Genomic DNA, 22199 nt, shown 5'->3' with positions numbered 1-22199 from the left:
GCGGACGTGGCGTCGAGCACCGCGAACCTGGCGACCTGAGCACGGCCGCACGCCGAAAGGGGCCGCCGACCACATCCTGGTCGGCGGCCCCTTCGCGTGCCTACGGCCTCAGTGGCGGGCCTGGAGGAGTTCCTCCAACTGCTCCTCGCGGGCCTGGGCGGCCACGAAGAGGAGCTCGTCGCCCGGCTCCAGGGTCTCCTCGCCGTGCGGGGTGAGCACCCGGTTGCCCCGGATGATCGTGACCAGCGAGGTGTCCTCGGGCCAGCTGATCTCGCTGATCTGCGTACCCGCGACCGAGGAGTCCGGCGGCAGGGTCAGCTCGACCAGGTTGGCGTCGCCGTGGCTGAAGCGCAGCAGCCGCACCAGGTCGCCGACGCTGACGGCCTCCTCGACCAGGGCCGACATCAGGCGGGGCGTGGAAACGGCGACGTCGACGCCCCAGGACTCGTTGAAGAGCCACTCGTTCTTCGGGTTGTTGACCCGCGCCACGACCCGGGGCACCCCGTACTCGGTCTTGGCGAGCAGGGACACGACCAGGTTGACCTTGTCGTCACCCGTGGCGGCGATGACCACGTTGCAGCGCTGGAGCGCGGCCTCGTCCAGCGAGGTGATCTCGCAGGCGTCGGCCAGCAGCCACTCGGCCTGCGGCACCCGCTCGACCGAGATGGCGGTCGGCGCCTTGTCGACGAGCAGCACCTCGTGGCCGTTCTCCAGCAGCTCGCCCGCGATGGAGCGGCCGACGGCGCCGGCTCCGGCGATCGCGACCCTCATGCGTGTGCCTCCTCGGGCCCCTGGGCGAAGACCGCCTCGACCTTCTCGATCTCGTCCGTGCGCATCATCACGTGGACGAGGTCGCCCTCCTGCAGGACCGTCTGCGACGTCGGCAGCATGGCCTCGCCCAGACGGGTGAGGAACGCCACGCGGACGCCCGTCTCCTCCTGGAGGGTGCTGACCTTGTGCCCGATCCAGCTCGCCGAGGTGTGCACCTCGGCGAGCTGCACACCACCGCTCGGGTCGCGCCACAGCGGCTCCGCGCCCGAGGGCAGCAGCCGGCGCAGCATCTGGTCGGCGGTCCACCGCACGGTCGCCACGGTGGGGATGCCCAGGCGCTGGTAGACCTCGGCGCGCTTGGGGTCGTAGATGCGGGCGGCGACGTTCTCGACGCCGAACATCTCGCGCGCCACGCGGGCGGCGATGATGTTGGAATTGTCACCGCTGCTGACGGCGGCGAAGGCGCCCGCCTCCTCGATGCCCGCCTCCCGCAGGGTGTCCTGATCGAAGCCGACCCCGGTCACGCGGCGGCCGCCGAACGATGCCCCCAGTCGACGGAATGCGGTGGGGTCCTGGTCGACTACCGCGACCGTATGACCCTGCTGTTCCAGGGTCTGCGCGAGGGCGGAGCCCACCCTTCCGCAGCCCATGATGACGATGTGCACGGCCGTCCTTCCGGCTGACAGCGGCTCGCTGGTTCCCAGCCTCATTGCATGCTCTGGCTAAACAGGGTCTCAGACCATGGCCCAAGCTACACACGGCCGGTCACCAGTGTGACCATTTGGGGTGCGGGCGGGGGCTCATTGGAGCTTCATTGCCCGCTAATAGGGGCGGGGGGTTCGTCAGCCGGTTTTCGAACGCTTACGATCCTTGGCGTGTCCAAACTGACCGACGTGCCCAAACGGATCCTGATCGGCCGGGCGCTCCGCAGCGACCGCCTCGGAGAAACGCTCCTCCCCAAGCGGATCGCCCTACCCGTCTTCGCCTCAGACCCGCTGTCCTCCGTGGCGTACGCACCCGGCGAGGTCCTGCTGGTCCTGTCGATCGCGGGCGTGTCGGCGTACCACTTCAGCCCCTGGATCGCGCTCGCGGTCGTGGTGCTGATGTTCACGGTGGTCGCGTCCTATCGGCAGAACGTGCACGCCTACCCGAGCGGCGGCGGTGACTACGAGGTCGCCAACACCAACCTCGGTCCCAAGGCCGGTCTCACCGTGGCGAGCGCGCTGCTGGTCGACTACGTCCTGACCGTCGCCGTGTCGATCGCCTCCGGGGTGGAGAATCTCGGCTCCGCCGTCCCCTTCGTCGTCGAGCACAAAGTGCTCTGCGCAATCGGGATGATCTTGCTCCTCACGCTGATGAATCTGCGCGGCATGAAGGAATCGGGGCGACTGTTCGCGATTCCCACCTACGTCTTCGTCGCGGGCGTATTCATCATGATCGCGTGGGGTGCCTGGCGGGGCATCGTCCTCGACGAGACCATGAAGGCGCCCACCGCGGATTTCGAGATCAAGGCGGAGCACCAGGGCCTGGCCGGTTTCGCACTTGTCTTCCTGCTCCTGCGCGCCTTCTCCTCGGGCTGTGCCGCACTGACCGGCGTCGAGGCGATCAGCAACGGCGTGCCCGCGTTCCGCAAGCCCAAGAGCAAGAACGCCGCGACCACCCTCGCCCTGATGGGCGCGCTGGCCGTGACGATGTTCTGCGGAATCATCGCCCTGGCGATGGCGACCGACGTGAGGATGGCCGAGAAGCCCGCGACGGATCTGCTCCACAACGGCGTGGCGGTCGGACCGGACTACGTGCAGAACCCGGTGATCTCCCAGGTCGCCGAAGCGGTCTTCGGCAACGGCAGCTTCCTGTTCATCGTGCTCGCCGCCGCCACCGCGCTCGTCCTGTTCCTGGCCGCAAACACGGCCTACAACGGCTTCCCGCTGCTGGGCTCGATCCTCGCCCAGGACCGCTACCTGCCCCGTCAGCTGCACACCCGCGGCGACCGGCTCGCCTTCTCCAACGGCATCGTGCTGCTCGCGGGCGCCGCCGTGCTGCTGATCTGGATCTACGGCGCGGACTCGACCAAGCTGATCCAGCTCTACATCGTCGGCGTCTTCGTCTCCTTCACCCTCAGCCAGACCGGCATGGTCCGGCACTGGAACCGGCACCTGAGGGCCGAGAAGGACCAGGCCGTGCGGCGCCGGATGTTCCGCTCCCGCGCGATCAACGCCTTCGGCGCCTTCTTCACCGGCCTGGTGCTGGTCGTGGTCCTCGCCACCAAGTTCACCCACGGGGCCTGGGTCGCCCTGCTGGGGATGCTGATCTTCTACGGCACGATGACCGCCATCCGCAAGCACTACGACCGCGTCGCCGACGAGATCGCCGCCGACGAGGGGCCGAGCGACGACAGCGTGCGGCCCTCGCGGGTCCACTCGATCGTGCTGGTCTCCAAGGTGCACAAGCCCACGCTGCGCGCCCTGGCCTTCGCCAAGCTGACCCGCTCGGACACCCTGGAGGCGCTCAGCATCAGCGTCGACCCGGCCGAGACCAAGGCGCTCAAGGCGGAGTGGGAGCGGCGCGGCATCAACGTACCGCTCAAGATCCTCGACTCCCCGTACCGCGAGATCACCCGGCCGGTGGTGGAGTACGTCAAGGGCCTGCGCAGCGAGAACCCGCGCGACGCGGTCAGCGTTTACATCCCGGAGTACGTCGTCGGCCGCTGGTACGAGCACCTGCTGCACAACCAGAGCGCGCTGCGGCTCAAGGGCCGGCTGCTGTTCACCCCCGGTGTGATGGTCACCTCGGTGCCCTACCAGCTGGAGTCCTCGGAGCTCGCGAAGCGGCGGGCGAAGAAGCGGCAGGAGTGGAACGCCCCCGGCGCGGTGCGCCGCGGACCGGTGGACACCCCGCGGCCGAAGGACCGGGCGGGGAAGTAGCGGCAGCCGCGGAACGGTCGGTGTGGCGAACGGCCGGACGAGATCCACGTAAACTGGTGGGTCGGTCGTCCGGCCGTTCCCATTTTATGTTTTGGAGTCTCCCCACCATGACCGAGCAGATCGAGAAGCAGTCACTGGTCGGGGAGGAGTACGAGGTCGAGGTCGGCCCCGTCGCGCACGGCGGCCACTGCATCGCCCGCACCGCCGAGGGCCGCGTCCTGTTCGTCCGCCACACCCTGCCCGGCGAGAAGGTCATCGCCCGGGTCACGGAGGGCGACGTCGACTCCCGCTTCCTGCGCGCCGACGCCATCACCGTCCTCGACGCCTCCAAGGACCGCGTCGAGGCGCCGTGCAAGTTCGCCGGCCCCGGCAAGTGCGGCGGCTGCGACTGGCAGCACGCCAAGCCGGGCGCGCAGCGCCGGCTCAAGGGCGAGGTCGTCGCCGAACAGCTCAAGCGGCTCGCCGGGCTCACCCCGGAGGAAGCCGGCTGGGACGGCACGGTCATGCCGGCCGAGGGCGACAAGCTGCCGGCCGGGCAGGTCCCGCAGTGGCGCACCCGGGTCCAGTTCGCGATCGACGAGGACGGCAACGCCGGCCTGCGCAAGCACCGCTCGCACGACATCGAGCTGATCGACCACTGCATGATCGCGGCCGTCGGTGTCGAGGAACTCGGCATCGAGAAGCAGGACTGGCCCCAGATGGAGACGGTCGAGGCGATCGCCGCCTCCGGCTCGGGCGACCGCCAGGTCGTCCTGACCCCGCGTCCGGGCGGCCGGCTGCCGCTCGTCGAGCTGGACAAGCCGGTCTCGGTCCTGCGGGTGGAGGAGAAGGACGGCGGGGTGCACCGCGTCCACGGCCGCCCCTTCGTGCGCGAGCGCGCGGACGGCCGTACCTACCGCGTCGGCATGGGCGGCTTCTGGCAGGTCCACCCGCAGGCCGCCGACACGCTGATCAAGGCCGTGATGCAGGGGCTGATGCCGCGCAAGGGCGAGATGGCGCTCGACCTCTACTGCGGCGTCGGCATCTTCGCGGGTGCGCTGGCGGAGCGGCTCGGCGAGACGGGCGCGGTGCTGGGCATCGAGTCCGGCAAGCGCGCGGTGGAGGACGCCCGGCACAACCTGGCGGACTTCCCCCGCGTCCGCATCGAGCAGGGCAAGGTGGACCAGGCCCTACCGAAGACCGGCATCACCGAGTGCGACCTGGTCGTCCTCGACCCCCCGCGCGCCGGCGCCGGCAAGCAGACGGTCCGCCACATCGCCTCCCTGTCGGCCCGCCGCATCGCCTACGTCGCCTGCGACCCGGCGGCTCTGGCCCGCGACCTGGCGTACTTCGCGGACAACGGCTACAAGGTCCGCACGCTCCGCGTCTTCGACCTCTTCCCGATGACCCACCACGTGGAGTGCGTGGCGATCCTGGAGCCCGCCAACAAGGGCGCCTGACCCGTGAGGTTGTCGGTGCGCCCTATGTGCGGTGTGGGCGGCATCTTGACGCCTCTGACGCACGTTTGCCGCAGCGGTCACCGATGGCTGACGAATCGTCAGCCATCGGTGACCGCCTGCGGCAAACGTGATCCTGCTGCGGGAGGCGTTGGATCGGCTTGGTCGGCTCGCAGCCCGAGCCGGTGTTTCTCAGGCGGCCGGTTCGTTGGGCTGCTGGACGGCCTCGACGTCGACCGTGACATCGACCACGGGGCTGACGACCACTCCGCCGCGATCCACCACGTCGTTCCAACTCACCCCGAACTCATGGCGGTTGATACGGGTCGTAGCGACGAAGCCGGCGCGGCGCCTGGGGCCGAGGTCCCGGCCCTCCTCCCACCAAGGGGTGTCCCACTGCCCCAAGTACGTGACGTCGAAGGTGACGGGGCGCGTCACGCCACGCACCGTGAGATCTCCGGTGACCTCGAACTCGGTTCCGCTCACCTGGTGAATGCGCGTCCCGACGAACGTCCACGTCGGGTGGTGCTCGACGTCGAAGAAATCAGCGCTGCGGAGGTGGGCGTCGCGCTGAGGCTGACCGGTGTACACCTGGGCCGCGTCGACCGTCGCCTCCAAGCGCGCCGCCTCCGGCTGGTCGGGATCAACCTCCAGCACACCGTGCACGTTCTTGAGCTGCCCGCGCACATAGGTGACCATCATATGCCTGGCGCGGAACTCCGCCGCGGTATGACCGGGCTCGAAGAACCATGTGGTGATGGCCATGGTGCACCCCTGACGTGCCCTTCAACCGGGGTGGGTCCGGTGCGTTACCGGTGGTCGTTCATGCCCTCGGCGATGAGGGAGACGCCGATGCCCAGCATCCAGACGTCCTTGGCCAGTGGGACTCCCTGCTCGGTCGGGCGCAGGCTGCCTTCCTGCCGCATTCCCGGCGTACGCAGGTAGAGCCCGAGGGTGCCGACGGAGAACGCGGTCAGCGCGACCCCGGCGACAGCGGCGGGGATCACCGGAAGGAGGAGCGTGGCGGCGATGGCGAACTCCCCGGCGGAGAGCAGCCGGGCGAACTTCTGGGCGTCGTGCTTGCCCAGGAATGGGTAGGTGATCGCGGCGAACTGCTGCAGCTTCTCGGCGGTGGCCTCGTCCGCACCGCGTTTCGAGAGGGCGGAGTTCACGAAGAACGTGCCGACCGTGAGCCTGAGCGGAAGTTGCCGCGCCGCGGAATGCCATGCGGGACCGGATGTCATGCCGAACCTCCCGGAAATGACCCCACCTACCACCCTGCCACGCGTGCGAATGGTGTCAAACGGGTGTCTATCGCCCCGCCGATTCTGGAGTCCTGGACCAGGTCAGTGCAGGTGTAGCTGCCAGTCGGCCGGGACCTTGCCCTGCGGGCCCGGGGTCGGCTGCGAGGTCGGGTGTGAAGTGGGCGGCGCCAGTGGCGGACCCTCGTAGTACTGCTCGGTATCGATGTTCCAGAACCAGGACTCGCCAGGCTCGAAGCTCGTCAGGAAGGGGTGCCCGGCCGCCCGGGCATGCTTCGTGCCGTGCTGCGAGGGCGAGGAGTCGCAGCATCCGACGTGTCCGCAGGCCGCGCAGCGCCGCAGGTGGAACCACCACCCCGGTCCATCGCCCGCCAGGCACTCCAGGCAGCCGTCCCCACTGGGACGCGCGGTGGGGTCGATGCCTGGGATCTGCTCGTGAGCCATGCGCTGCGCCTCCCTGGCCAGGCTTCGCTCAGATGTCGCTTCGGATCGCGTTTCGGCACTTGGAGCCGAAGGCAAGAGGGTTGAACCCCTTTTCGCAGCATATTCCGTGCGGATCAGGCTCGCAGGGCGAGTGAGTAGACTCCGACGCGGGGGAGATCCGCGGATTCCACGCCGGTTCCCTGCGCCGGCCCGGACGGCCGGTACGTCTACACCCGCCGCGGCAACCCCACCGTCCGCGCCCTGGAGCACACCCTCGCCGACCTCGAAGGCGGCGAGTCGGCCATCGCCTTCGCCGCCGGCATGGGCGCCATCAGCGGCGTACTGCTCGCGCTGCTCCGCCCCGGGGACCAGGTGATCGCCCAGCGGTGCCTGTACGGGGGTACGCCGCCCTCACCGACCTCGCCGAGCGCTTCGCGGTCGAGGTCCGCGACATCAGCGGTGACGACGTGGCCGAATTCGAGTCGTGCGTGGGCCCGCGCACCAGGCTGCTCGTGCTGGAGGCCATCGCCAACCCCACCGGCCGGGTACCGGACCTGCCCGGCCTGCTGGCCGCGGCGCGCCGCCACGGGGTGCTGGGCGCGGTGGACAACTCCCTGGCCTCGCCCGTCCAGTGCCGCCCCCTCGCCCTCGGCGCCGACATCGTGCTGCACTCCACCACCGAGTACCTGGCCGGCCACTCCGACGTCCTCGGCGGCGCGGCGGTCTCCGCGGCGTACGGGCCGTCCGTCCGCCGGGGGCATACCCCGGCCGGGGTAAGGGCGCGCCGCGGGGGAGCGGGAACCGGGAACTGCCCTCCGGTGGAGCGGACTCCACGGGAGGGCGGTCGCCGTGACGAACGGATCAGTCGGGCGATCGCCTTGGTGGCCTCGCCGACCTTGTCCTTCGCCTGGTCGCCGCCCCGCGCGATGGCCTCGGTGACGCAGCAGGCGAGGTGTTCGTCGAGCAGCGCCACGGCGCAGGACTGGAGCGCGGCGTTGATCGCGGACACCTGCGTCAGGACCTCGATGCAGTAGACGTCCTCGTCCACCATCCGCTGCACGCCGCGGACCTGGCCCTCGATCCGCCGCAGGCGTCTGATGACGTCTTCCTTGTGTGCTGAGTAACCGGCCACGGGGACTCCTCAGTTGGCGGCGGCCCGGAAGCCGCGCAGGCGCAGGCTGTTGCCGACGACGAAGACGGAGGAGAAGGCCATGGCCGCTCCGGCGATCATCGGGTTGAGCAGTCCGGCCGCGGCGAGCGGCAGGGCGGCCACGTTGTAGGCGAAGGCCCAGAAGAGGTTCGAGCGGATGGTGCCGAGCGTCTTGCGGGCGAGCCGGATGGCGTCGGCGGCGGCCCGCAGGTCGCCGCGCACCAGGGTCAGGTCGCCCGCCTCGATCGCTGCGTCCGTGCCGGTCCCCATGGCCAGGCCCAGATCGGCCTGGGCCAGGGCGGCCGCGTCGTTGACGCCGTCACCGACCATGGCGACGCTGCGTCCTTCGGACTCGAGCCGCTTGACCACGTCGACCTTGTCCTGCGGCATGACCTCCGCGATGACCTCGGCGATGCCGACCTCCGCGGCGACGGCTTCGGCCACCGCCTTGTTGTCGCCGGTGAGCAGGATCGGGGTGAGGCCGAGGGCGCGCAGCCGCCGGATGGCCTCGGCGCTGGTGTCCTTGACCGCGTCGGCGACCTCCAGGACCGCGCGGGCCTCGCCGTCCCAGGCGACGGCGATCGCGGTGCGGCCCGCGGCCTCGGCCGCGGCCTTGGCCCGCTCCAGCGGAGCCGGCAGGGTCATCGCCCACTCGGTCAGGAGCTTTTCGCGGCCGACGAGAACGGCGTGCCCGTCCACGACGCCCTGGACGCCGAGACCGGGGATGTCGGCGAAGTCCTCGGGGGTGGGCAGGGCGCCGACCCGGGCGGCCGCGCCGGCGGCGACGGCTTGCGCGATCGGGTGCTCGGAGGCGTGCTCCAGCGCCCCCGCCAGTCGCAGTACGTCGTCCTCGGCGGTGCCGTCGGCGGTGTGCACCGCGAGCAGGGTCATCTTGCCGGTGGTGACGGTGCCGGTCTTGTCCAGGACGATCGTGTCGACCTTGCGCGTGGTCTCCAGGACCTCGGGGCCCTTGATCAGGATGCCGAGCTGCGCGCCGCGGCCGGTGCCGACCATCAGCGCGGTCGGGGTGGCGAGGCCCAGGGCGCACGGGCAGGCGATGATCAGTACGGCGACGGCGGCGGTGAACGCGGCGGTGAGGCCGGAGCCGGAGCCGAGCCAGAAGCCGAGGGTGGCCAGCGCCAGGCCGATGACGACCGGGACGAACACGGCGGAGATCTTGTCCGCGAGGCGCTGGGCGGCGGCCTTGCCGTTCTGGGCGTCCTCGACCAGCTTGGCCATCCGGGCCAGCTGGGTGTCGGCGCCGACCCGGGTGGCCTCGACGACCAGCCGTCCGCCCGCGTTGAGAGTGGCGCCGGTGACGGAGTCCCCGACCCCGACCTCGACGGGCACGGACTCCCCGGTGAGCATGGAGGCGTCCACGGCCGAGGAGCCCTCCACCACGGTGCCATCGGTGGCGATCTTCTCGCCCGGACGGACCAGGAAGCGGTCTCCCGCCTGGAGTTCGGCGGTGGGGACGGTGACCTCGCGGCCCCCGCGCACTACCGTCACCTCCTTGGCGCCCAGTTCCAGCAGCGCCTTGAGCGCGGCGCCGGCCTTGCGCTTGGAGCGGGCCTCGAAGTACCGGCCGGCCAAGATGAAGGCGGTGACCCCGGCCGCCGCCTCCAGGTAGATGTTCCCGGCGCCGTCGGTGCGGGCGATGGTGAGCTCGAAGGCGTGCGTCATTCCGGGCGTGCCGGCGGTCCCGAAGAACAGCGCCCACAGCGACCAGAGGAACGCGGCCGTCGTACCCACCGAGATCAGGGTGTCCATCGTGGCGGCGCCGTGCCGGGCATTGGTCCACGCGGCGCGGTGGAAGGGCCAGGCAGCGTAGGTCACCACGGGCGCGGCCAGGGTCAGCGAGAGCCACTGCCAGAACTCGAACTGGAAGGCCGGGACCATGGCCAACGCGATGACCGGCAGGGCGAGGGAGACGGCGGCGACGAGCCGTTGGCGCAGCGGGCGCAGCTCGTCGAGCTCCTCCGCCGGCGACTCCGGGCCGCCGTTCCCGGGTTCCCGTACGGGCTCGCGCGCGGTGTAGCCAGTGGCCTCGACGGTGGCGATCAGGTCCGCCACGGAGATGTCGGCGTCGGCGTCGAAGGTGACCTTCGCCTTCTCGGTGGCGTAGTTGACGGTGGCCTCGACCCCGTCCATGCGGTTGAGCTTCTTCTCGATGCGGGCCGCGCACGAGGCGCAGGTCATGCCGCCGATGGCGAGCTCGACCTGGGCGGCGCCGGCTGTGGTGGTGGTCATGAGAACTGCTCCTCGTTCGAGGGGGGTGGGGGCCGGGGCCCGGCGGCCCGGGCGGATGGTTCGGGGCGGATGGACGGACGCCGGCGGCCGGATCGGGCGGGTGTCAGACGGCCCGGCCGGTGAGCTCGTAGCCGGCGTCGTCGATCGCGGCGGCGACGGCCGCGTCGTCGGGGTCGCCGGCCGTGGTCACGGTGACCAGACCGCCGTCCACGTCGACGTCGACGGAGAGGACGCCGTCGAGCACGCCCACCGAGCTGGTGATGGCGGACCGGCAGTGGCCGCAGCTCATGCCGGAGACGCGGTAGGTGGTGGCGGTGCTGTCGGCGACGGCGACGGCCGTGTCCCCGGCGCCGGTGCCGCAGCTGCCGTCGGGGGTGCAGCAGGAAGACATGGATCTCTCCTTCGTCCGCCGGATACCCTTGGGGGGTATCTTTGTCGGCTCCAGATATACCCCCAGGCGGTATCGGGGCGCAAGCGTTGGCCCGGCTTGACTTGATACCCCCCCGGGGTATGGTGAAGTGCATCGAACCGCCGAACGCGGCGCCAGGTCGTACGGGAGAGCAGTCATGAACACCGGAGTGAGGATCACCGCGTACGCCGCCGTGCTCGCGGCGACGTTCGGAGCCGCGTACGGGGTGGGCAAGGGCGTGGGCCCCGTCGGCGCCCCGGCGTCATCGCGGCACGCGGCGCACGCGACGCAGGCCGAGGCGCCCGCTGCGGGGGGCGGGCACGCGGGCCACGAGGAGGCGGCCCAGGGCCCGGCCGCCGGGGGTCTGCAGATCTCGGAGGGCGGTTACACCCTCGCCCTCGACACCCCGCGCATCGCGCCGGGACCGGGGGAGGTCACGTTCTCCGTCAAGGACCGCGAGGGCCGCAAGGTCACCGCGTTCAAGACCGAGCACGGCAAGGAACTGCACTTCATCGTGGCCTCGCGGGACCTGACGGTCTACATGCACCTGCACCCGGTCCGCGCGCAGGACGGCACCTGGTCCACCCCGGTGGACCTGCCCGCCCCCGGCGCCTACAAGGTCTTCGCCGACTTCACCCCGGACGCCGCCGGCGCGAAGGGCGTCACCCTGGGCGCCGACCTGTCCGTCCCGGGCCCGTACGCCCCCGCCCCGCTGCCCCCGGTCGAACCCACCACCGAGGTGGACGGCTACCAGGTGGCCCTGGCCGGCGCCCTCGACCCGGGCCAGGCGGCCGAGTTGCGGCTGACCGTCAGCAAGGACGGCAAGCCGGTCACCGACCTGGAGCCCTACCTCGGCGCCTACGGCCACTTGGTCGCCCTGCGCGACGGGGACCTCGCCTACCTCCACGTCCACCCCAACGCCGGTGGCCCCGGGCCGGTCGTCTCCTTCACGGCGACGGCCCCCAGCGCGGGCACCTACCGGCTCTTCCTGGACTTCCGGCACCAGGGCACGGTCCGCACCGCCGCGTTCACGGTCCAGGCAGGCGGCGCTCCCGCGGGCGGCGGCCGGCCGGCGGGCGACGGCGCTGCCGCGGCAGGCGGCCGGCCGGCGGCCGGGCAGGACGGACACTCCCACTGACCCGGTCCGCCGCCCGGCGTACGCCGCGCCTGCGGAAGACCCCGCCGACTCCTACAGTGACGTAGACCGTCTACGTCCCCCCCCGGTCACCGCGGATGCGGCTCCGGACCGGGGCGATCACCCGAGGGAGCGGCGCCCCATGACCCTTCCGGTGGACCTCCTCGCCCCCGCCCCCAGAGCCCTGCCCGCGCTCGACGGAGCGTCCCTCGACGGCCGCCTCTACACGCGCGTCACCGGTCTCGCCGGCCACGCCCCGCACTGGCTCGACACACTGGTCGCCCACTGGTCGGCCTACGGTCTTGCACTGTTCGCCGTGCTCATGCTGGCGGCCTGGTGGCGGGCCCGGCCCGGGGACGCCGCAGGGATCGCGATGGCGTTGGCCGCGCCCGTCGTCGTCGCCCTGGCGTACGCCGCCAACGCCCTGATCAAAGCGGTGGTCCGCGAGCAGCGCCCCTGCCTGACCCTGCACACCGTCACCCTGGAGACCTGCCCCGGGCCGGACGACTGGTCCTTCCCGAGCAACCACGCCGCCATCGCGGCCGCCGCCGCGGCGGCCCTGTGGCTCGTCGACCGCCGTCTCGGGACCCTCGCAGCCCCGGCCGCGCTGCTGATGGCGCTGTCCCGGGTCTGGGTCGGCGCCCACTACCCCCACGACGTGGTGCTCGGCCTGCTGGTCGGCGCCGTCGTGGGGTGGTTCCTCACCCGGGCGACCCGACGCGCCGCCCCGCTCGTGGAGCGGGCCCGGACCTCCCGGCTGCGGCCGTTGGTGGCGCCGAGGTGAACCCCGGCCCACCGCGGAGGCGCGGACCGGTGGCGACGACCCGGGTGGGCGTGGGAGCGGCGGTGGCCGTCGTGTGCGCCGCGCTCTTCGCCCTCCTCGCGGTGGCCGTCGCCGGGCGGCACGGCGCTCCGTTCCCCGTCGACCGGAGCCTGCACGTGTGGTGCGTACGCCACCGGCCGGCCTGGGCCGCCGACGCCGCCCGCCTCGTCACCGCGACCGGCACCGGCCCCCTGCCCTACCTGGGCGCGGTGGCGGCCGGACTGATCGCGGGACGCGACGCGCGGGAACGGCGAGGGGCCGTGGTCGCCGCGCTCCTCTTCCTCTGCCTCGTCCAGGCCACCCGCTACGCCGTGCTCCTGCCGATCCACCGGCCGCGCCCCGCCACCGCCGACTGGGCCACCCTCGCCACCGGTTACGCCTTCCCCTCCGGCCACGCCACCACCTCCGCCCTCGTCGCCGGGCTGCTCGCCGGGGCCCTGTACCGCGTCGCCCGTCCCGCCGTCGCCCGGACCGGCGCCGTACTGCTCGGCTGCTGGGCGGCGGCCGTCGGGCTGAGCCGGATCTACCTGGGGGTGCACTGGCCCAGCGACGTCCTCGGGGGCTGGCTCTACGCCCTGGCCTGGCTCGCGGTCGGCCACGCCCTGCTCGCGTGGACGGCTGGGCGGAAGGCCCCGTACCCCTTGCAGGCACTCTCCGGCGGGCCTCGTCCGAGGTTCGAGCGCCGCTCGGCCGGTCGATACGGCGGCCTTGCCTAACCTGCCCGTCAGAAGGTTCTTCCGAGTACCTCCCGGTGCGTCCGGCGAGGCACCGCGACGAGACGTGGACACGGTCGGTCGGCCGTGGGGACGGGGCGAGATGACTGACATCGGCACCACGGGCGATCCGCTCCCCCGACGAGCGGACACCACCGGACCCCGCCCCCGGGACCACAGATGATCCCGCTGTCGTTCGCCCAGCGCCGGCTGTGGTTCCTCCACCGGCTGCAAGGCCCCTCGGCCACCTACAACGTGCCCTTCGTCCTGCGCCTGAAGGGCCGACTCGACACCGCCGCGCTCGAAGCGGCCGTCCGCGACCTGGTGGCCCGGCACGAGAGCCTGCGCACGCTGATCGTCGAGGACGAGCGCGGCGAGGCGTTCCAGCGCATCGTGCCCCCGGCCGGTGTGCCGCTGACCGTGCCGGTCGTCGACGTCGCCCGCGAGGAGGTGCCGACCGCCGTGGCGCGCGCCGTGTCCCACCCCTTCGACCTCACGGCGGAGATCCCCCTGAGGGCCACCGTACTCAGGTGTGCGCCCGAGGAGCACCTGCTCGTGCTGGTGGCCCACCACATCGCCTGCGACGAGGAGTCGGGCAGGCCGCTGACCCGCGACCTGTTCGCCGCCTACGAGGCGCGGCGCGCGGGGCACCCGCCGGGGCACGGCGAACCGCCGGTGCAGTACCAGGACTACACGGTGTGGCAGCGCGACCTGCTCGGCGACGAGAACGACCCCGCCGGCCTCGCGGCAGCCCAGGTGTCCTATTGGCGCGAGGAGTTGGCGGGCGTACCGCAGCCGTCGGCGCTGCCCACCGACCGCCCCCGCCCCCGGGCGGCGAGCTACCGCGGCGACCTGTACGAGTTCACGGTCGATCCGCGGCTGCTGACCGACGTCGAGAAGCTGGCCGCCGACCACCGTACGACGGCGCCCGTGGCGATGCAGTCCGCCCTGGCCGTCCTGCTCCATCGACTGGGCGCCGGCGACGACCTCACGATCGGCTGCCCCGCCACCGACCGCACCGAGGAGGCATTCGCCGACCTCGTCGGATGCTTCGTCAACACATGGGTGCTGCGGCTGGACCTGACCCGCAACCCCTCCTTCTCCGAGCTGCTCGGAACGGCCGCGACCAAGGCGCTGAACGCGTACGACCTGCACGACGTGCCGTTCGAGCGGCTGGTGGAGCTGATCGCCCCCGAGCGTTCCACCGCCTACCACCCGCTGTTCCAGGTGCGGTGCGCGTGGCAGCCGTCCCCGCCCCCGATCGAGGTCCCCGGACTCCGGGTCGCCTTCGAACCCGCCTGCACCGGGACCGCCACCTGCGACCTGTCCTTCCTCGTCGTCCCCGATCCGGCCGGGGGCGCGCGGGTCCGGCTCACCTACGCCACCGATCTGTTCGACCGCGACGCGGTGGAGCGGCTCGCGGCCCGGTACCTGCGCGTGCTGCGCCGGATCGTCGCCGACCCGGAGGTCCGGGTCGGGGCCGTGGACGTCCTCGACGCCGAGGAGCGCGAACGACTGCTGGGCCCGGTCGGTGAACCGGCCGCCTCGGCGGCCGAGGAGACGGTCGTCGCGCTCTTCGAGCGGCAGGCACGGGCGACACCGGACGCCGCCGCCGTCCTCGACGCGGACGGCTCCCTCCTCACCTACGGGCAACTCGATGCCCGGGCCGACGGGTTGGCGCGGGAACTCGTGCGGCGCGGGATCGGCCCCGAGAGCCTCGTCGGGCTCGCCCTGCCCCGGACCGCCGAGCTCGTCGTCGGCCTGCTCGCCGTCCTCAAGGCGGGCGCCGGCTACCTGCCGCTCGATCCGGACCGGCCGGGGTCGATGTCGTTCGACGCCGTGCTCGCCGACGCGCGCCCGCGGTTGATCATCACCGACTCCGACTCCGACTCCGACTCCGACTCCGACTCCGACTTCGGCTCCGATTCCCCGACCGCGGGCCGGCCCGGCGACGTTCCGCGCCTGTGCGTGCGGGACGTTCCCGCCGACGCGCCGGAAGCCCCGGTCCGGGGCGCGGCCCCCCGAGCGGACCACCTCGCCTGCGTGCTGTACGGCCCCGGCGAGCCCGGAGGTGTCGTCGTCACCCATCGGGACCTGGCAGGCGGTGTGCGCCGGTTGACCGGGCGCCTCGGCGTGCTGGCCGGCCGGCGGATGCTCAGCACCTCGCCGTCCGGCTCCGACGCGTCGGCCTACGAGATCCTCACCCCGCTCTGCGCCGGCGGCAGCGTCGAAGTGGCCGGCGGCCCCGAGGCGACGGCGGAGGGGCGCGGCCGGCCCGCCCAGGTGATCGGTACGACCCCGACCGCGTTCGCCGCACGGGCCGAGCGGACACCGGCGATGACCGGCGTACAAGCGGTGGTCCTCAGCGGAGAGCCGCTGCCCGCGTCCCTGGTGGAACGGGCGCGGGCGAACGCGCCCGGCGTGCGGGTGATCCACGCCCACGGCCGGGCCGACGCCTTCTGCGTCCCCGATCCAGGCCGCGACGACGGCGTACGGACGTACGTCCTCGGGCCGGGCCTGGCGCCCGTACCGCCGGGCGCGGTCGGCGAACTCCACATCGGCGGCGCCGTGGGCCGCGGCTGCCTCGGGCGGCCCGGAGTCACGGCGCGGCGGTTCCTCGCGGACCCCTTCGGTCCGGCCGGCGGGCGGATGTACCGGACGGGCGACCTCGCGCGCCTGACCGTCGACGGACGGCTGGAGCACCTCGGCCCCGTCGACGCGCAGGTGACGGTGCGGGGGGTGCGCGTCGAAACGGGCGTGGTGGAGGCCGCGCTGACGGCCCACCCGGGCGTCTCCCAGGCCGTGGTCGTCGCCCGCGAGGACCACGGCGGCAGCCCGCGCCTGGTGGCCTACGTCGTACCCCGCGGCGACGCCGGCCACGGCCCGGACGGCGGCCACGGTGTTGCCGGTGACAGGGGCGAGGACGTCCACGGCGGCGGATACCGGGCCGAGCTGCGGCGGTTCGTCTCCGCGCGCCTCCCCGACCACCTGGTGCCCGCCGCCTTCACGGTCCTGGACCGGATGCCGCTGACGCCGTACGGCACGCTCGACCGGGCGGCCTTGCCGGCGCCGGACCTCGCCGGCGACACGTACCGCGCCCCGCGCACCGCCACGGAGGAGGTGCTCGCGGACGCGGTCGGGGAGGTGCTCGGGCTGGAACGGGTCGGTGTCGACGACGACTTCTTCCTGGTCGGCGGCGACAGCGTCCGCTCCGTCCAGGCCGCCGCCCGGGCCCGCGCCCGGGGGGTCGAGGTGACCCCGAAGGAGATCTTCGAGCACCGCACCGTGGCCGACCTGGCCCGGGTCGTCGCCGAGCGGGCCCGCGAAACCCCGGAACCGGCCGAACCCGAGGGCGACGGCGACGGCTGGATGCCGCTGCTGCCGGGAGCCCTGGAGCTCCGGGGCCGCGGGGGCGGGAACCGGCTCGCACCGGCGCGGCTGCTCGAACTCCCGCTGGAAACCGACCTCACCACCCTGATGGCGACCCTCGGGGCGCTCCTGGACCGCCACGACATGCTGCGTTCCCGACTGGTGCGGGACCCGGAACCCGGGCTGCGGATCGAGCCCGCCGGACTGGTCGGTCCGGCCTCGCTGATGCGCCGGATCCCGTGCGGGGGCCCCTGGGACGACGCGCTGATCGCCGCCGAACTCGACGCCGCCGCCGACCGGTTGGACCCGGCCGCCGGGGTGATGGTCCAGTTCGTGTGGTTCGACCGCAGTGCCGTCGGCAAGGGCGGCACCGGCCGGTTGCTGATCGTCGCGCACCCCCTCGTCGCCGACGCGGCGTCCTGGCACGTCCTGCTGCCCGACCTGGCCGAGGCATGGGCCCGGGCCCGCTGCGGGCTCCCCTCGCCGCCCCGCGCGGGCACCTCCGTACGTCAGTGGGCGCACGCGCTGGAAGGAGAGGCGCGCCGCCCGGACCGGGTCGCCGAACTGGCCGGTTGGCGGGAAATCCTGGCCGCCCCCGACACCGTCCTCGGCCACCGCCGACCCGACCCGGCCGTGGACGTGGCCGCCACCGTGCAGACGGTCCGGGTCCGGGTTCCGGCCGACGTGGGCGAGGACGTGCTGACCGCGGTCCCCGCCGTCTTCCGCTGCGCGGTGGAGGACGTACTGCTCACCGCCCTGGCCCTGGCCCTGGCGCTGGCACAGCGGAGCCGCGGCCGGGGTGACGCGCCGAACGCCCCCCTGATCCGCGTCGAAGGGCACGGCCGCCCGAAGGACCTGGTACCGGACGCCGACCCGACCGGGATCGTCGGCCGGTTCGCCACGGCGTTCCCCGTCCGCCTCGACATCGGCGGGATCGACCCGGACGAGGCGCTCGCCGGTGGACCCGCCGCCGGACGCGCCCTCAAGACCGTCAAGGAGCGGCTGCGCGCCCTGCCGGACGGGGGCCTCGGCTACGGGCTGCTGCGCCACCTCAACCCCGAGACGGCCGCCGAGCTGGCCGGCCACCCCGAGCCACAGATCGGGTTCGGGTACCTGCGCCGCTTCGGCGCCGACGACATGCCCGTCTCCGTACGGGGCCTGGGCTGGGTACCGGCGATCGACGGCGGCGAGCCGGCCCCGACCCCGGACGGGCGGGCGCCCGCGCCGTCGGCCCTGGAGATCGCCGTCCGTACGACGGAGGGTGCGACGGGTCCCGAACTCACCGCCTCCTTCGACTTCCCGACGGGCGTGCTGTCCGAGGCGGAGGTGGCGGAGCTGGCCGGCCTGTGGGTCACCGCGCTCACCGGCCTCGTCCGACAGGCGAGGCAGCCGGGCGCCGGTGGCCTGACGCCTTCGGACGTGGCGCTGGTGCCGGTGGGCCAGGCGGAGATCGAGGAGTGGGAGGCGCGGCACGGGCGGCTGGCCGAGGTGTGGCCGGTGTCACCGGTCCAGTCGGCGCTCCTGCGCCCGGCCGGTCCTGCCCGGGCCGGGTCCGAGCCGACGCCCGCGCAGTTCGTCATCGGGGTGGAGGGCCGGGTCGATCCCGTACGGATGAGGGCCGCCGGACAGGCCCTGCCGGTGCGCCACCCGCACCTCGGCGCGGGCTTCGGCGCGACGGCTGGCGGCGTGCCGGTCCAGATCGTCCCCGAGCACGTACGGCTGCCCTGGCGGTACCTCGACCTGGCGGGAGCCGACGAGGCCGTCCGCGCAGCGGAGACCGGGCGACTCCTCGCCGAGGAACGCGCGGCCCGGTTCGACCCGCTCGCCCCGCCGCTGGTCCGGCTCGCCCTGATCGGCCTCGGGGAGCGCGCCCGGCTGGTGGTCACCGCGCACCCGGTGCTGTTCGACGACCGGTCGGCGGCGGTGCTGACGAGCGACCTGGTCCGGCTCTACCGGGTGGGCGGCGACGCGTCGCTGCTCGCGCCGGCGTCCCGCTACGGCGACTACCTGGCCTCGCTCGACCCGGGGGACGCCGTGGTCCCGACCCGGGCCGTGCCCCGGGCCGCCCTTGCCCCGGCCGGAAGCGGGGCCGGGAGGGAATTCGGGGCCGGGACCGGCCGGGTCGAGGTCGAGGTGGCGGCGGGCGACGTCCGGGGCCTGTCCCGGCGGGCCGCCGACCTGGGGATCACGCCGGAGACGCTGATCGAAGGGGCGTGGGCGATCCTGCTCGCCCGCCTCGGCGGAAGCCGCGAGGTGCGGTTCGGCGTACGCGCCCACGGCCGCCCGGCCGGACTGCCGGGCGTCCACGAAATGGTGGGCCTGTTCGCCCGTACCGTCCCGGTGCGGGTCTCCTACGCCCCGGGCGACACGGTGGCGGAGCTTCTGGCGGCGCCGGCCGGACCCGCCGACCACGGCCCGGGGGAACCCGGCCGGCACACCGGGCGGACGACGCCGCTCGACTCGCTGGTCGTCCACGAACCGGACCCGGACACCCCGGAGGGCCCGCGGGGGACCACCACGTCGGCGGGCATCACCCTCACGGGCGTCCGCCCCTCGACCGGTTCGCCGTACCCGCTGACGCTCCACGTCCACGGGCCAGGCCGCCGGTTCACCCTGGAGTTCCGCCACGACTGCCACGAGCGGAGCGAGGCGGAGGCGCTCGCCGCCTCCTTCGCCCGGGTCTTGCGGCAGGTGCGGACCGATCCGGGGCTGCCGGTGGACGCGGTGGACGCGGTGGACGCGGTGGACGTGCACGCGCCGCCCCGGGAGCGGGCCGCGGTGGGCTGAGCGGCCTGAGCGGGCTGAGGGGCGGGCCGCCCGGGCCACGGGCTCCGGGCGCCCCGCCCCGCCGCCTGCGCTACACCGGCAGCCCGGTCGGCTCCTTGATCCGCTTCATGATGATCTGCGAGTTGACCTCGGTGACCCCCGACAGGGCCGTGAGCTGCTCGATCCACAGGCGCTCGTACGCCCGCAGGTCGGCCACGGCGATGCGCAGCAGGCAACCGGGGCTGCCGAAGAGGCGGTACGCCTCGATGACGTCGGGGATGTCCTGGAGCGCCGCCTCGAAGGCCTCCACGGCGGCGCGGTCGCGGCGCACCTCGACCGAGACCAGCACCTCGAAGCCCCGGCCCACCGCGTCCGGGTCGATGACGGCGTGGTAGCCCTGGATCACCCCGTCCTGTTCCAGTTGCCGCACCCGGCGCATACAGGGCGAGGGGGTCAGGCCCACGCGCTGGGCCAGCTCCTGGTTGCTGAGCCGGCCGTCCCGCTGGAGTTCGCGCAAGATTTCTCGATCGATGGCGTCCATCACGCAATTATCACCCGCCTAGTGTTACGGCGGAGCCGCAATAGGCAATCGCATTGCGCGTAGATCGCTCTATCATTGCCGGTTGTAGCAAATCTGTGCGGATGTCGTACGAGAGAAGGGTGGGGCAGGGATGGGACGCGTCGTCGTCATCAGCACCGGCGGAACGATAGCCAGCCGCTGGCAGGGTTCCGGGTTCGCCGCCGACGCCGACGGCAGCGAGGTCATCGCCACCGCGCCGCTGCCCGAGGGGGTCACCGTCGAGGTGGTCGACCTCTTCAGCGTGAACAGCCCCCGGCTGACCACCGCCCACCAGCTCACCCTGCTGCGCACGGTCCACGAGGTGCTGGCCGACCCGGACGTGGACGGCATCGTCGTCACGCACGGCACCGACACCCTGGAGGAGTCGGCCTTCCTGCTCGACCTGCACCACCACGACCCGCGCACCGTGGTCTTCACCGGCTCGCAGTTGCCCATGGGCTCCGCCGACGGGGACGGGCCCGGCAACCTCTACGACGCGCTGCTGACCGCCGCCACCACGCGCGGCCTCGGCGTGCTGATCGCCTTCGCCGGCCGGGTGCACGCCGCGCGCGGCACCGTCAAGACCCAGGCCGTGGCCCTGGACGCGTTCGCGGACCCCTCGAAGGAACTGCTCGGGAAGATCGGCTTCGGCAAGGTCACCGTGCTGCGCGCCCCGCAGCGGCCGACCCCGCTCGCGCTGCCGCCGATGCCGGAACTCCCGCCGCGCGTGGACATGGTCATGCACCACGCCGACGGCGACGCCACGCTGCTGAACGCCGCCGTGGAGGCGGGGGCGCGCGGGATCGTCCTGATCGGGACGGGCGCCGGCAACGCGACGCCGGAGATCGTGGAAGCGGTCACCGCGGCCGTCGCCCGCGGGGTCCTCGTCGCCCTCACCACGCGCGTGGCCGCCGGCCCGGTCACCGAGATCTACACGCACGGCGGCGCGGTCGACCTGGTCGCCGCCGGAGCCGTGCCGACGGGCACCCTGCGGGCCGGCCAGGCCCGTATCGCGGTCCTGTCCGCGCTGCTCGCCACCGACGACCCGACCGAGCGGTCCCGGGTGCTCCGCGCGGCCCTGTCCTCGGGCGACCCGGTGCTGGTCGGAGCCTGACCGAAGCCGCCCGGGCGCGGCGCCGCCGCCCGCGCCCGGCTCCCCGACCCCGCGCCCGGAACACCGACGGGGCCGAGGGGCCGAGGGCCGGGCGGGCATGCCCGGTCAGCTCCCGCCGAAGGCCGCCAGGATCCGATCCGCCGCCAGCGTGGGGGTCAAGGACCCGTCTCTGACCGCCGCTTCGAGGTCGGGCGCGAGGGCCCGTACCGCCGCGTTCCCGCGGAGCCGCTCCAGCAGTTCGTCGCGGACCATCGACCACGTCCACTCCACCTGTTGCGCCGCCCGCTTGGCGGCGAGGCGCCCGCCCGCGTCGAGCAGCCGCCGGTGCTGCTCCAGCCGGTTCCAGACCTCGTCCAGACCCGCCGACTCGCGCGCGCTGCAGGTCAGGACCGGCGGGGTCCATGCCGCGTCCGCCGGGTGCATCAACCGCAGCGCGCCCGACAGTTCGCGCGCCGCCGCCTTCGCGTCCCGCTCGTGCGGACCGTCCGCCTTGTTGACCGCCAAGACGTCCGCCAGTTCCAGGACGCCCTTCTTGATGCCCTGCAACTGGTCGCCCGTACGGGCCAGCGACAGCAGCAGGAAGGAGTCGACCATCCCCGCCACCGTCGTCTCCGACTGGCCCACCCCGACCGTCTCGACGAGGACCACGTCGTAACCCGCCGCCTCCATCACGATCATCGACTCTCGCGTCGCCTTGGCGACCCCGCCCAGCGTCCCCGCCGACGGCGAAGGCCGCACGAAGGCCGCCGGGTCGACGGCGAGCCGCTCCATCCGGGTCTTGTCGCCCAGGATCGAACCGCCCGTCCGGGTGGACGAGGGGTCCACGGCCAGGACGGCCACCCGGTGGCCCAGACCCGTCAGCATCGTGCCGAACGCGTCGATGAACGTCGACTTGCCGACACCCGGCACCCCGCTGATCCCGATCCGCCGGGCCCGCCCCGCGTGCGGCAACAGCTCCGTCAACAGCGCCTGCGCCGGCGCCCGGTGGGCGGCCAGGGTGGACTCGACGAGCGTGATGGCGCGCGCGATGAACGCGCGCTTCCCGTCGAGCACGCCCTTGGCGTACGCCTCGACGTCGATCTTCGGAGCCATCGT

The 22199-nt window shown here is 73.2% G+C and carries 16 protein-coding genes and 2 pseudogenes; 8 read left to right on the top strand and 10 right to left on the bottom strand.

From position 1 onward, the window contains the following. Positions 1 to 108 precede the first annotated feature (108 nt). Complete coding sequence (locus ACFVXJ_RS14700; protein WP_136212608.1) at positions 109 to 771, bottom strand: TrkA family potassium uptake protein; 663 nt, start codon at positions 769 to 771, stop codon at positions 109 to 111. After that, the gene (locus ACFVXJ_RS14695) at positions 768 to 1436 is read right to left on the bottom strand and encodes a TrkA family potassium uptake protein (RefSeq protein ID WP_136212609.1); all 669 of its coding nucleotides are present in this window, start codon (positions 1434 to 1436) and stop codon (positions 768 to 770) included. The genes ACFVXJ_RS14700 and ACFVXJ_RS14695 overlap by 4 nt, the downstream gene beginning before the upstream one ends. A gap of 210 nt (positions 1437 to 1646) precedes the next feature. Here ACFVXJ_RS14695 and ACFVXJ_RS14690 point away from each other — a divergent pair, with 210 nt between their 5' ends. Both ACFVXJ_RS14690 and ACFVXJ_RS14685 read left to right on the top strand, forming a co-directional pair. After that, on the top strand, positions 1647 to 3695 hold the full coding sequence (locus tag ACFVXJ_RS14690; RefSeq protein WP_389662074.1) for an APC family permease: 2049 nt from the start codon (positions 1647 to 1649) through the stop codon (positions 3693 to 3695). Between the two features lie 107 nt (positions 3696 to 3802). Then, positions 3803 to 5134 (top strand): class I SAM-dependent RNA methyltransferase, encoded by a 1332-nt coding sequence (locus tag ACFVXJ_RS14685; protein ID WP_389662073.1) that lies wholly within the window; start codon positions 3803 to 3805, stop codon positions 5132 to 5134. Positions 5135 to 5323: 189 nt separating this feature from the next. Here the strand turns inward: ACFVXJ_RS14685 and ACFVXJ_RS14680 are convergent, their stop codons facing one another. The 3 genes from ACFVXJ_RS14680 to ACFVXJ_RS14670 form a co-directional block, all read right to left on the bottom strand. Further along, positions 5324 to 5896 carry a YceI family protein gene (locus ACFVXJ_RS14680; protein WP_389662072.1) on the bottom strand — a complete coding sequence of 191 codons (573 nt, stop codon included), beginning with the start codon at positions 5894 to 5896 and terminating at the stop codon, positions 5324 to 5326. 44 nt (positions 5897 to 5940) lie between these two features. Beyond that, positions 5941 to 6375, bottom strand: a complete 435-nt coding sequence (locus ACFVXJ_RS14675) for a hypothetical protein (RefSeq protein ID WP_389662071.1) — start codon at positions 6373 to 6375, stop codon at positions 5941 to 5943. Positions 6376 to 6477: 102 nt separating this feature from the next. Continuing rightward, a complete protein-coding gene (locus ACFVXJ_RS14670; RefSeq protein WP_389662070.1) occupies positions 6478 to 6837 on the bottom strand; it encodes a UBP-type zinc finger domain-containing protein in 360 nt (119 codons plus the stop codon). Between the two features lie 240 nt (positions 6838 to 7077). On the opposite strand from ACFVXJ_RS14670, the pseudogene ACFVXJ_RS14665 reads away from it, so the two are divergent. Beyond that, a pseudogene (locus tag ACFVXJ_RS14665) lies at positions 7078 to 7487 on the top strand (aminotransferase class I/II-fold pyridoxal phosphate-dependent enzyme); the annotation flags it as partial. Positions 7488 to 7744: 257 nt separating this feature from the next. Here the strand turns inward: ACFVXJ_RS14665 and ACFVXJ_RS14660 are convergent. From ACFVXJ_RS14660 to ACFVXJ_RS14650, 3 genes and pseudogenes are all read right to left on the bottom strand, one after another. After that, a pseudogene (locus ACFVXJ_RS14660) lies at positions 7745 to 7867 on the bottom strand (metal-sensitive transcriptional regulator); the annotation flags it as partial. Positions 7868 to 7957: 90 nt separating this feature from the next. Continuing rightward, positions 7958 to 10216, bottom strand: coding sequence for a heavy metal translocating P-type ATPase (locus ACFVXJ_RS14655; RefSeq protein ID WP_389662069.1), 2259 nt, complete (start codon positions 10214 to 10216; stop codon positions 7958 to 7960). A 103-nt stretch (positions 10217 to 10319) separates the two neighbouring features. Then, positions 10320 to 10607 (bottom strand): cation transporter, encoded by a 288-nt coding sequence (locus ACFVXJ_RS14650; RefSeq protein WP_389662068.1) that lies wholly within the window; start codon positions 10605 to 10607, stop codon positions 10320 to 10322. 175 nt (positions 10608 to 10782) lie between these two features. Between ACFVXJ_RS14650 and ACFVXJ_RS14645 the strand changes: the two genes are divergently transcribed. From ACFVXJ_RS14645 to ACFVXJ_RS14630, 4 genes are all read left to right on the top strand, one after another. Then, the gene (locus ACFVXJ_RS14645) at positions 10783 to 11763 is read left to right on the top strand and encodes a hypothetical protein (protein WP_389662067.1); all 981 of its coding nucleotides are present in this window, start codon (positions 10783 to 10785) and stop codon (positions 11761 to 11763) included. A 139-nt stretch (positions 11764 to 11902) separates the two neighbouring features. Further along, the gene (locus tag ACFVXJ_RS14640) at positions 11903 to 12544 is read left to right on the top strand and encodes a phosphatase PAP2 family protein (protein WP_389662066.1); all 642 of its coding nucleotides are present in this window, start codon (positions 11903 to 11905) and stop codon (positions 12542 to 12544) included. Positions 12545 to 12573: 29 nt separating this feature from the next. Continuing rightward, the gene (locus tag ACFVXJ_RS14635; protein ID WP_389662065.1) at positions 12574 to 13299 is read left to right on the top strand and encodes a phosphatase PAP2 family protein; all 726 of its coding nucleotides are present in this window, start codon (positions 12574 to 12576) and stop codon (positions 13297 to 13299) included. Between the two features lie 177 nt (positions 13300 to 13476). Further along, a complete protein-coding gene (locus tag ACFVXJ_RS14630) occupies positions 13477 to 19452 on the top strand; it encodes a condensation domain-containing protein (RefSeq protein ID WP_389662064.1) in 5976 nt (1991 codons plus the stop codon). Between the two features lie 70 nt (positions 19453 to 19522). Here the strand turns inward: ACFVXJ_RS14630 and ACFVXJ_RS14625 are convergent, their stop codons facing one another. Then, entirely contained in the window at positions 19523 to 19972 is a 450-nt protein-coding gene (locus ACFVXJ_RS14625) for an Lrp/AsnC family transcriptional regulator (RefSeq protein ID WP_361308485.1), read from the bottom strand. A 130-nt stretch (positions 19973 to 20102) separates the two neighbouring features. Between ACFVXJ_RS14625 and ACFVXJ_RS14620 the strand changes: the two genes are divergently transcribed. Further along, positions 20103 to 21104 carry an asparaginase gene (locus ACFVXJ_RS14620; protein ID WP_389662063.1) on the top strand — a complete coding sequence of 334 codons (1002 nt, stop codon included), beginning with the start codon at positions 20103 to 20105 and terminating at the stop codon, positions 21102 to 21104. A gap of 105 nt (positions 21105 to 21209) precedes the next feature. Here ACFVXJ_RS14620 and meaB read toward each other — a convergent pair whose 3' ends face one another. Then, complete coding sequence (meaB, locus tag ACFVXJ_RS14615; protein ID WP_389662062.1) at positions 21210 to 22196, bottom strand: methylmalonyl Co-A mutase-associated GTPase MeaB; 987 nt, start codon at positions 22194 to 22196, stop codon at positions 21210 to 21212. Positions 22197 to 22199 lie beyond the last annotated feature (3 nt).

The sequence above is a fragment of the Streptomyces sp. NPDC058279 genome, from assembly GCF_042881255.1.
In the GTDB taxonomy this organism is placed as follows: domain Bacteria; phylum Actinomycetota; class Actinomycetes; order Streptomycetales; family Streptomycetaceae; genus Streptomyces.
Note: the sequence above shows the minus strand (reverse complement) of the source record. Positions and strands in the feature narration are given on the sequence as shown.

What these genes read in the sequence shown, in the direction of transcription:
- ACFVXJ_RS14700 (WP_136212608.1), bottom strand. Translation starts at nt 771, where the DNA reads ATGAGGGTCGCGATCGCCGGAGCCGGCGCCGTCGGCCGCTCCATCGCG.
- ACFVXJ_RS14685 (WP_389662073.1), top strand. Translation starts at nt 3,803, where the DNA reads ATGACCGAGCAGATCGAGAAGCAGTCACTGGTCGGGGAGGAGTACGAG.
- ACFVXJ_RS14680 (WP_389662072.1), bottom strand. Translation starts at nt 5,896, where the DNA reads ATGGCCATCACCACATGGTTCTTCGAGCCCGGTCATACCGCGGCGGAG.
- ACFVXJ_RS14675 (WP_389662071.1), bottom strand. Translation starts at nt 6,375, where the DNA reads ATGACATCCGGTCCCGCATGGCATTCCGCGGCGCGGCAACTTCCGCTC.
- ACFVXJ_RS14670 (WP_389662070.1), bottom strand. Translation starts at nt 6,837, where the DNA reads ATGGCTCACGAGCAGATCCCAGGCATCGACCCCACCGCGCGTCCCAGT.
- ACFVXJ_RS14655 (WP_389662069.1), bottom strand. Translation starts at nt 10,216, where the DNA reads ATGACCACCACCACAGCCGGCGCCGCCCAGGTCGAGCTCGCCATCGGC.
- ACFVXJ_RS14650 (WP_389662068.1), bottom strand. Translation starts at nt 10,607, where the DNA reads ATGTCTTCCTGCTGCACCCCCGACGGCAGCTGCGGCACCGGCGCCGGG.
- ACFVXJ_RS14645 (WP_389662067.1), top strand. Translation starts at nt 10,783, where the DNA reads ATGAACACCGGAGTGAGGATCACCGCGTACGCCGCCGTGCTCGCGGCG.
- ACFVXJ_RS14640 (WP_389662066.1), top strand. Translation starts at nt 11,903, where the DNA reads ATGACCCTTCCGGTGGACCTCCTCGCCCCCGCCCCCAGAGCCCTGCCC.
- ACFVXJ_RS14630 (WP_389662064.1), top strand. Translation starts at nt 13,477, where the DNA reads ATGATCCCGCTGTCGTTCGCCCAGCGCCGGCTGTGGTTCCTCCACCGG.
- ACFVXJ_RS14625 (WP_361308485.1), bottom strand. Translation starts at nt 19,972, where the DNA reads ATGGACGCCATCGATCGAGAAATCTTGCGCGAACTCCAGCGGGACGGC.
- ACFVXJ_RS14620 (WP_389662063.1), top strand. Translation starts at nt 20,103, where the DNA reads ATGGGACGCGTCGTCGTCATCAGCACCGGCGGAACGATAGCCAGCCGC.
- meaB (WP_389662062.1), bottom strand. Translation starts at nt 22,196, where the DNA reads ATGGCTCCGAAGATCGACGTCGAGGCGTACGCCAAGGGCGTGCTCGAC.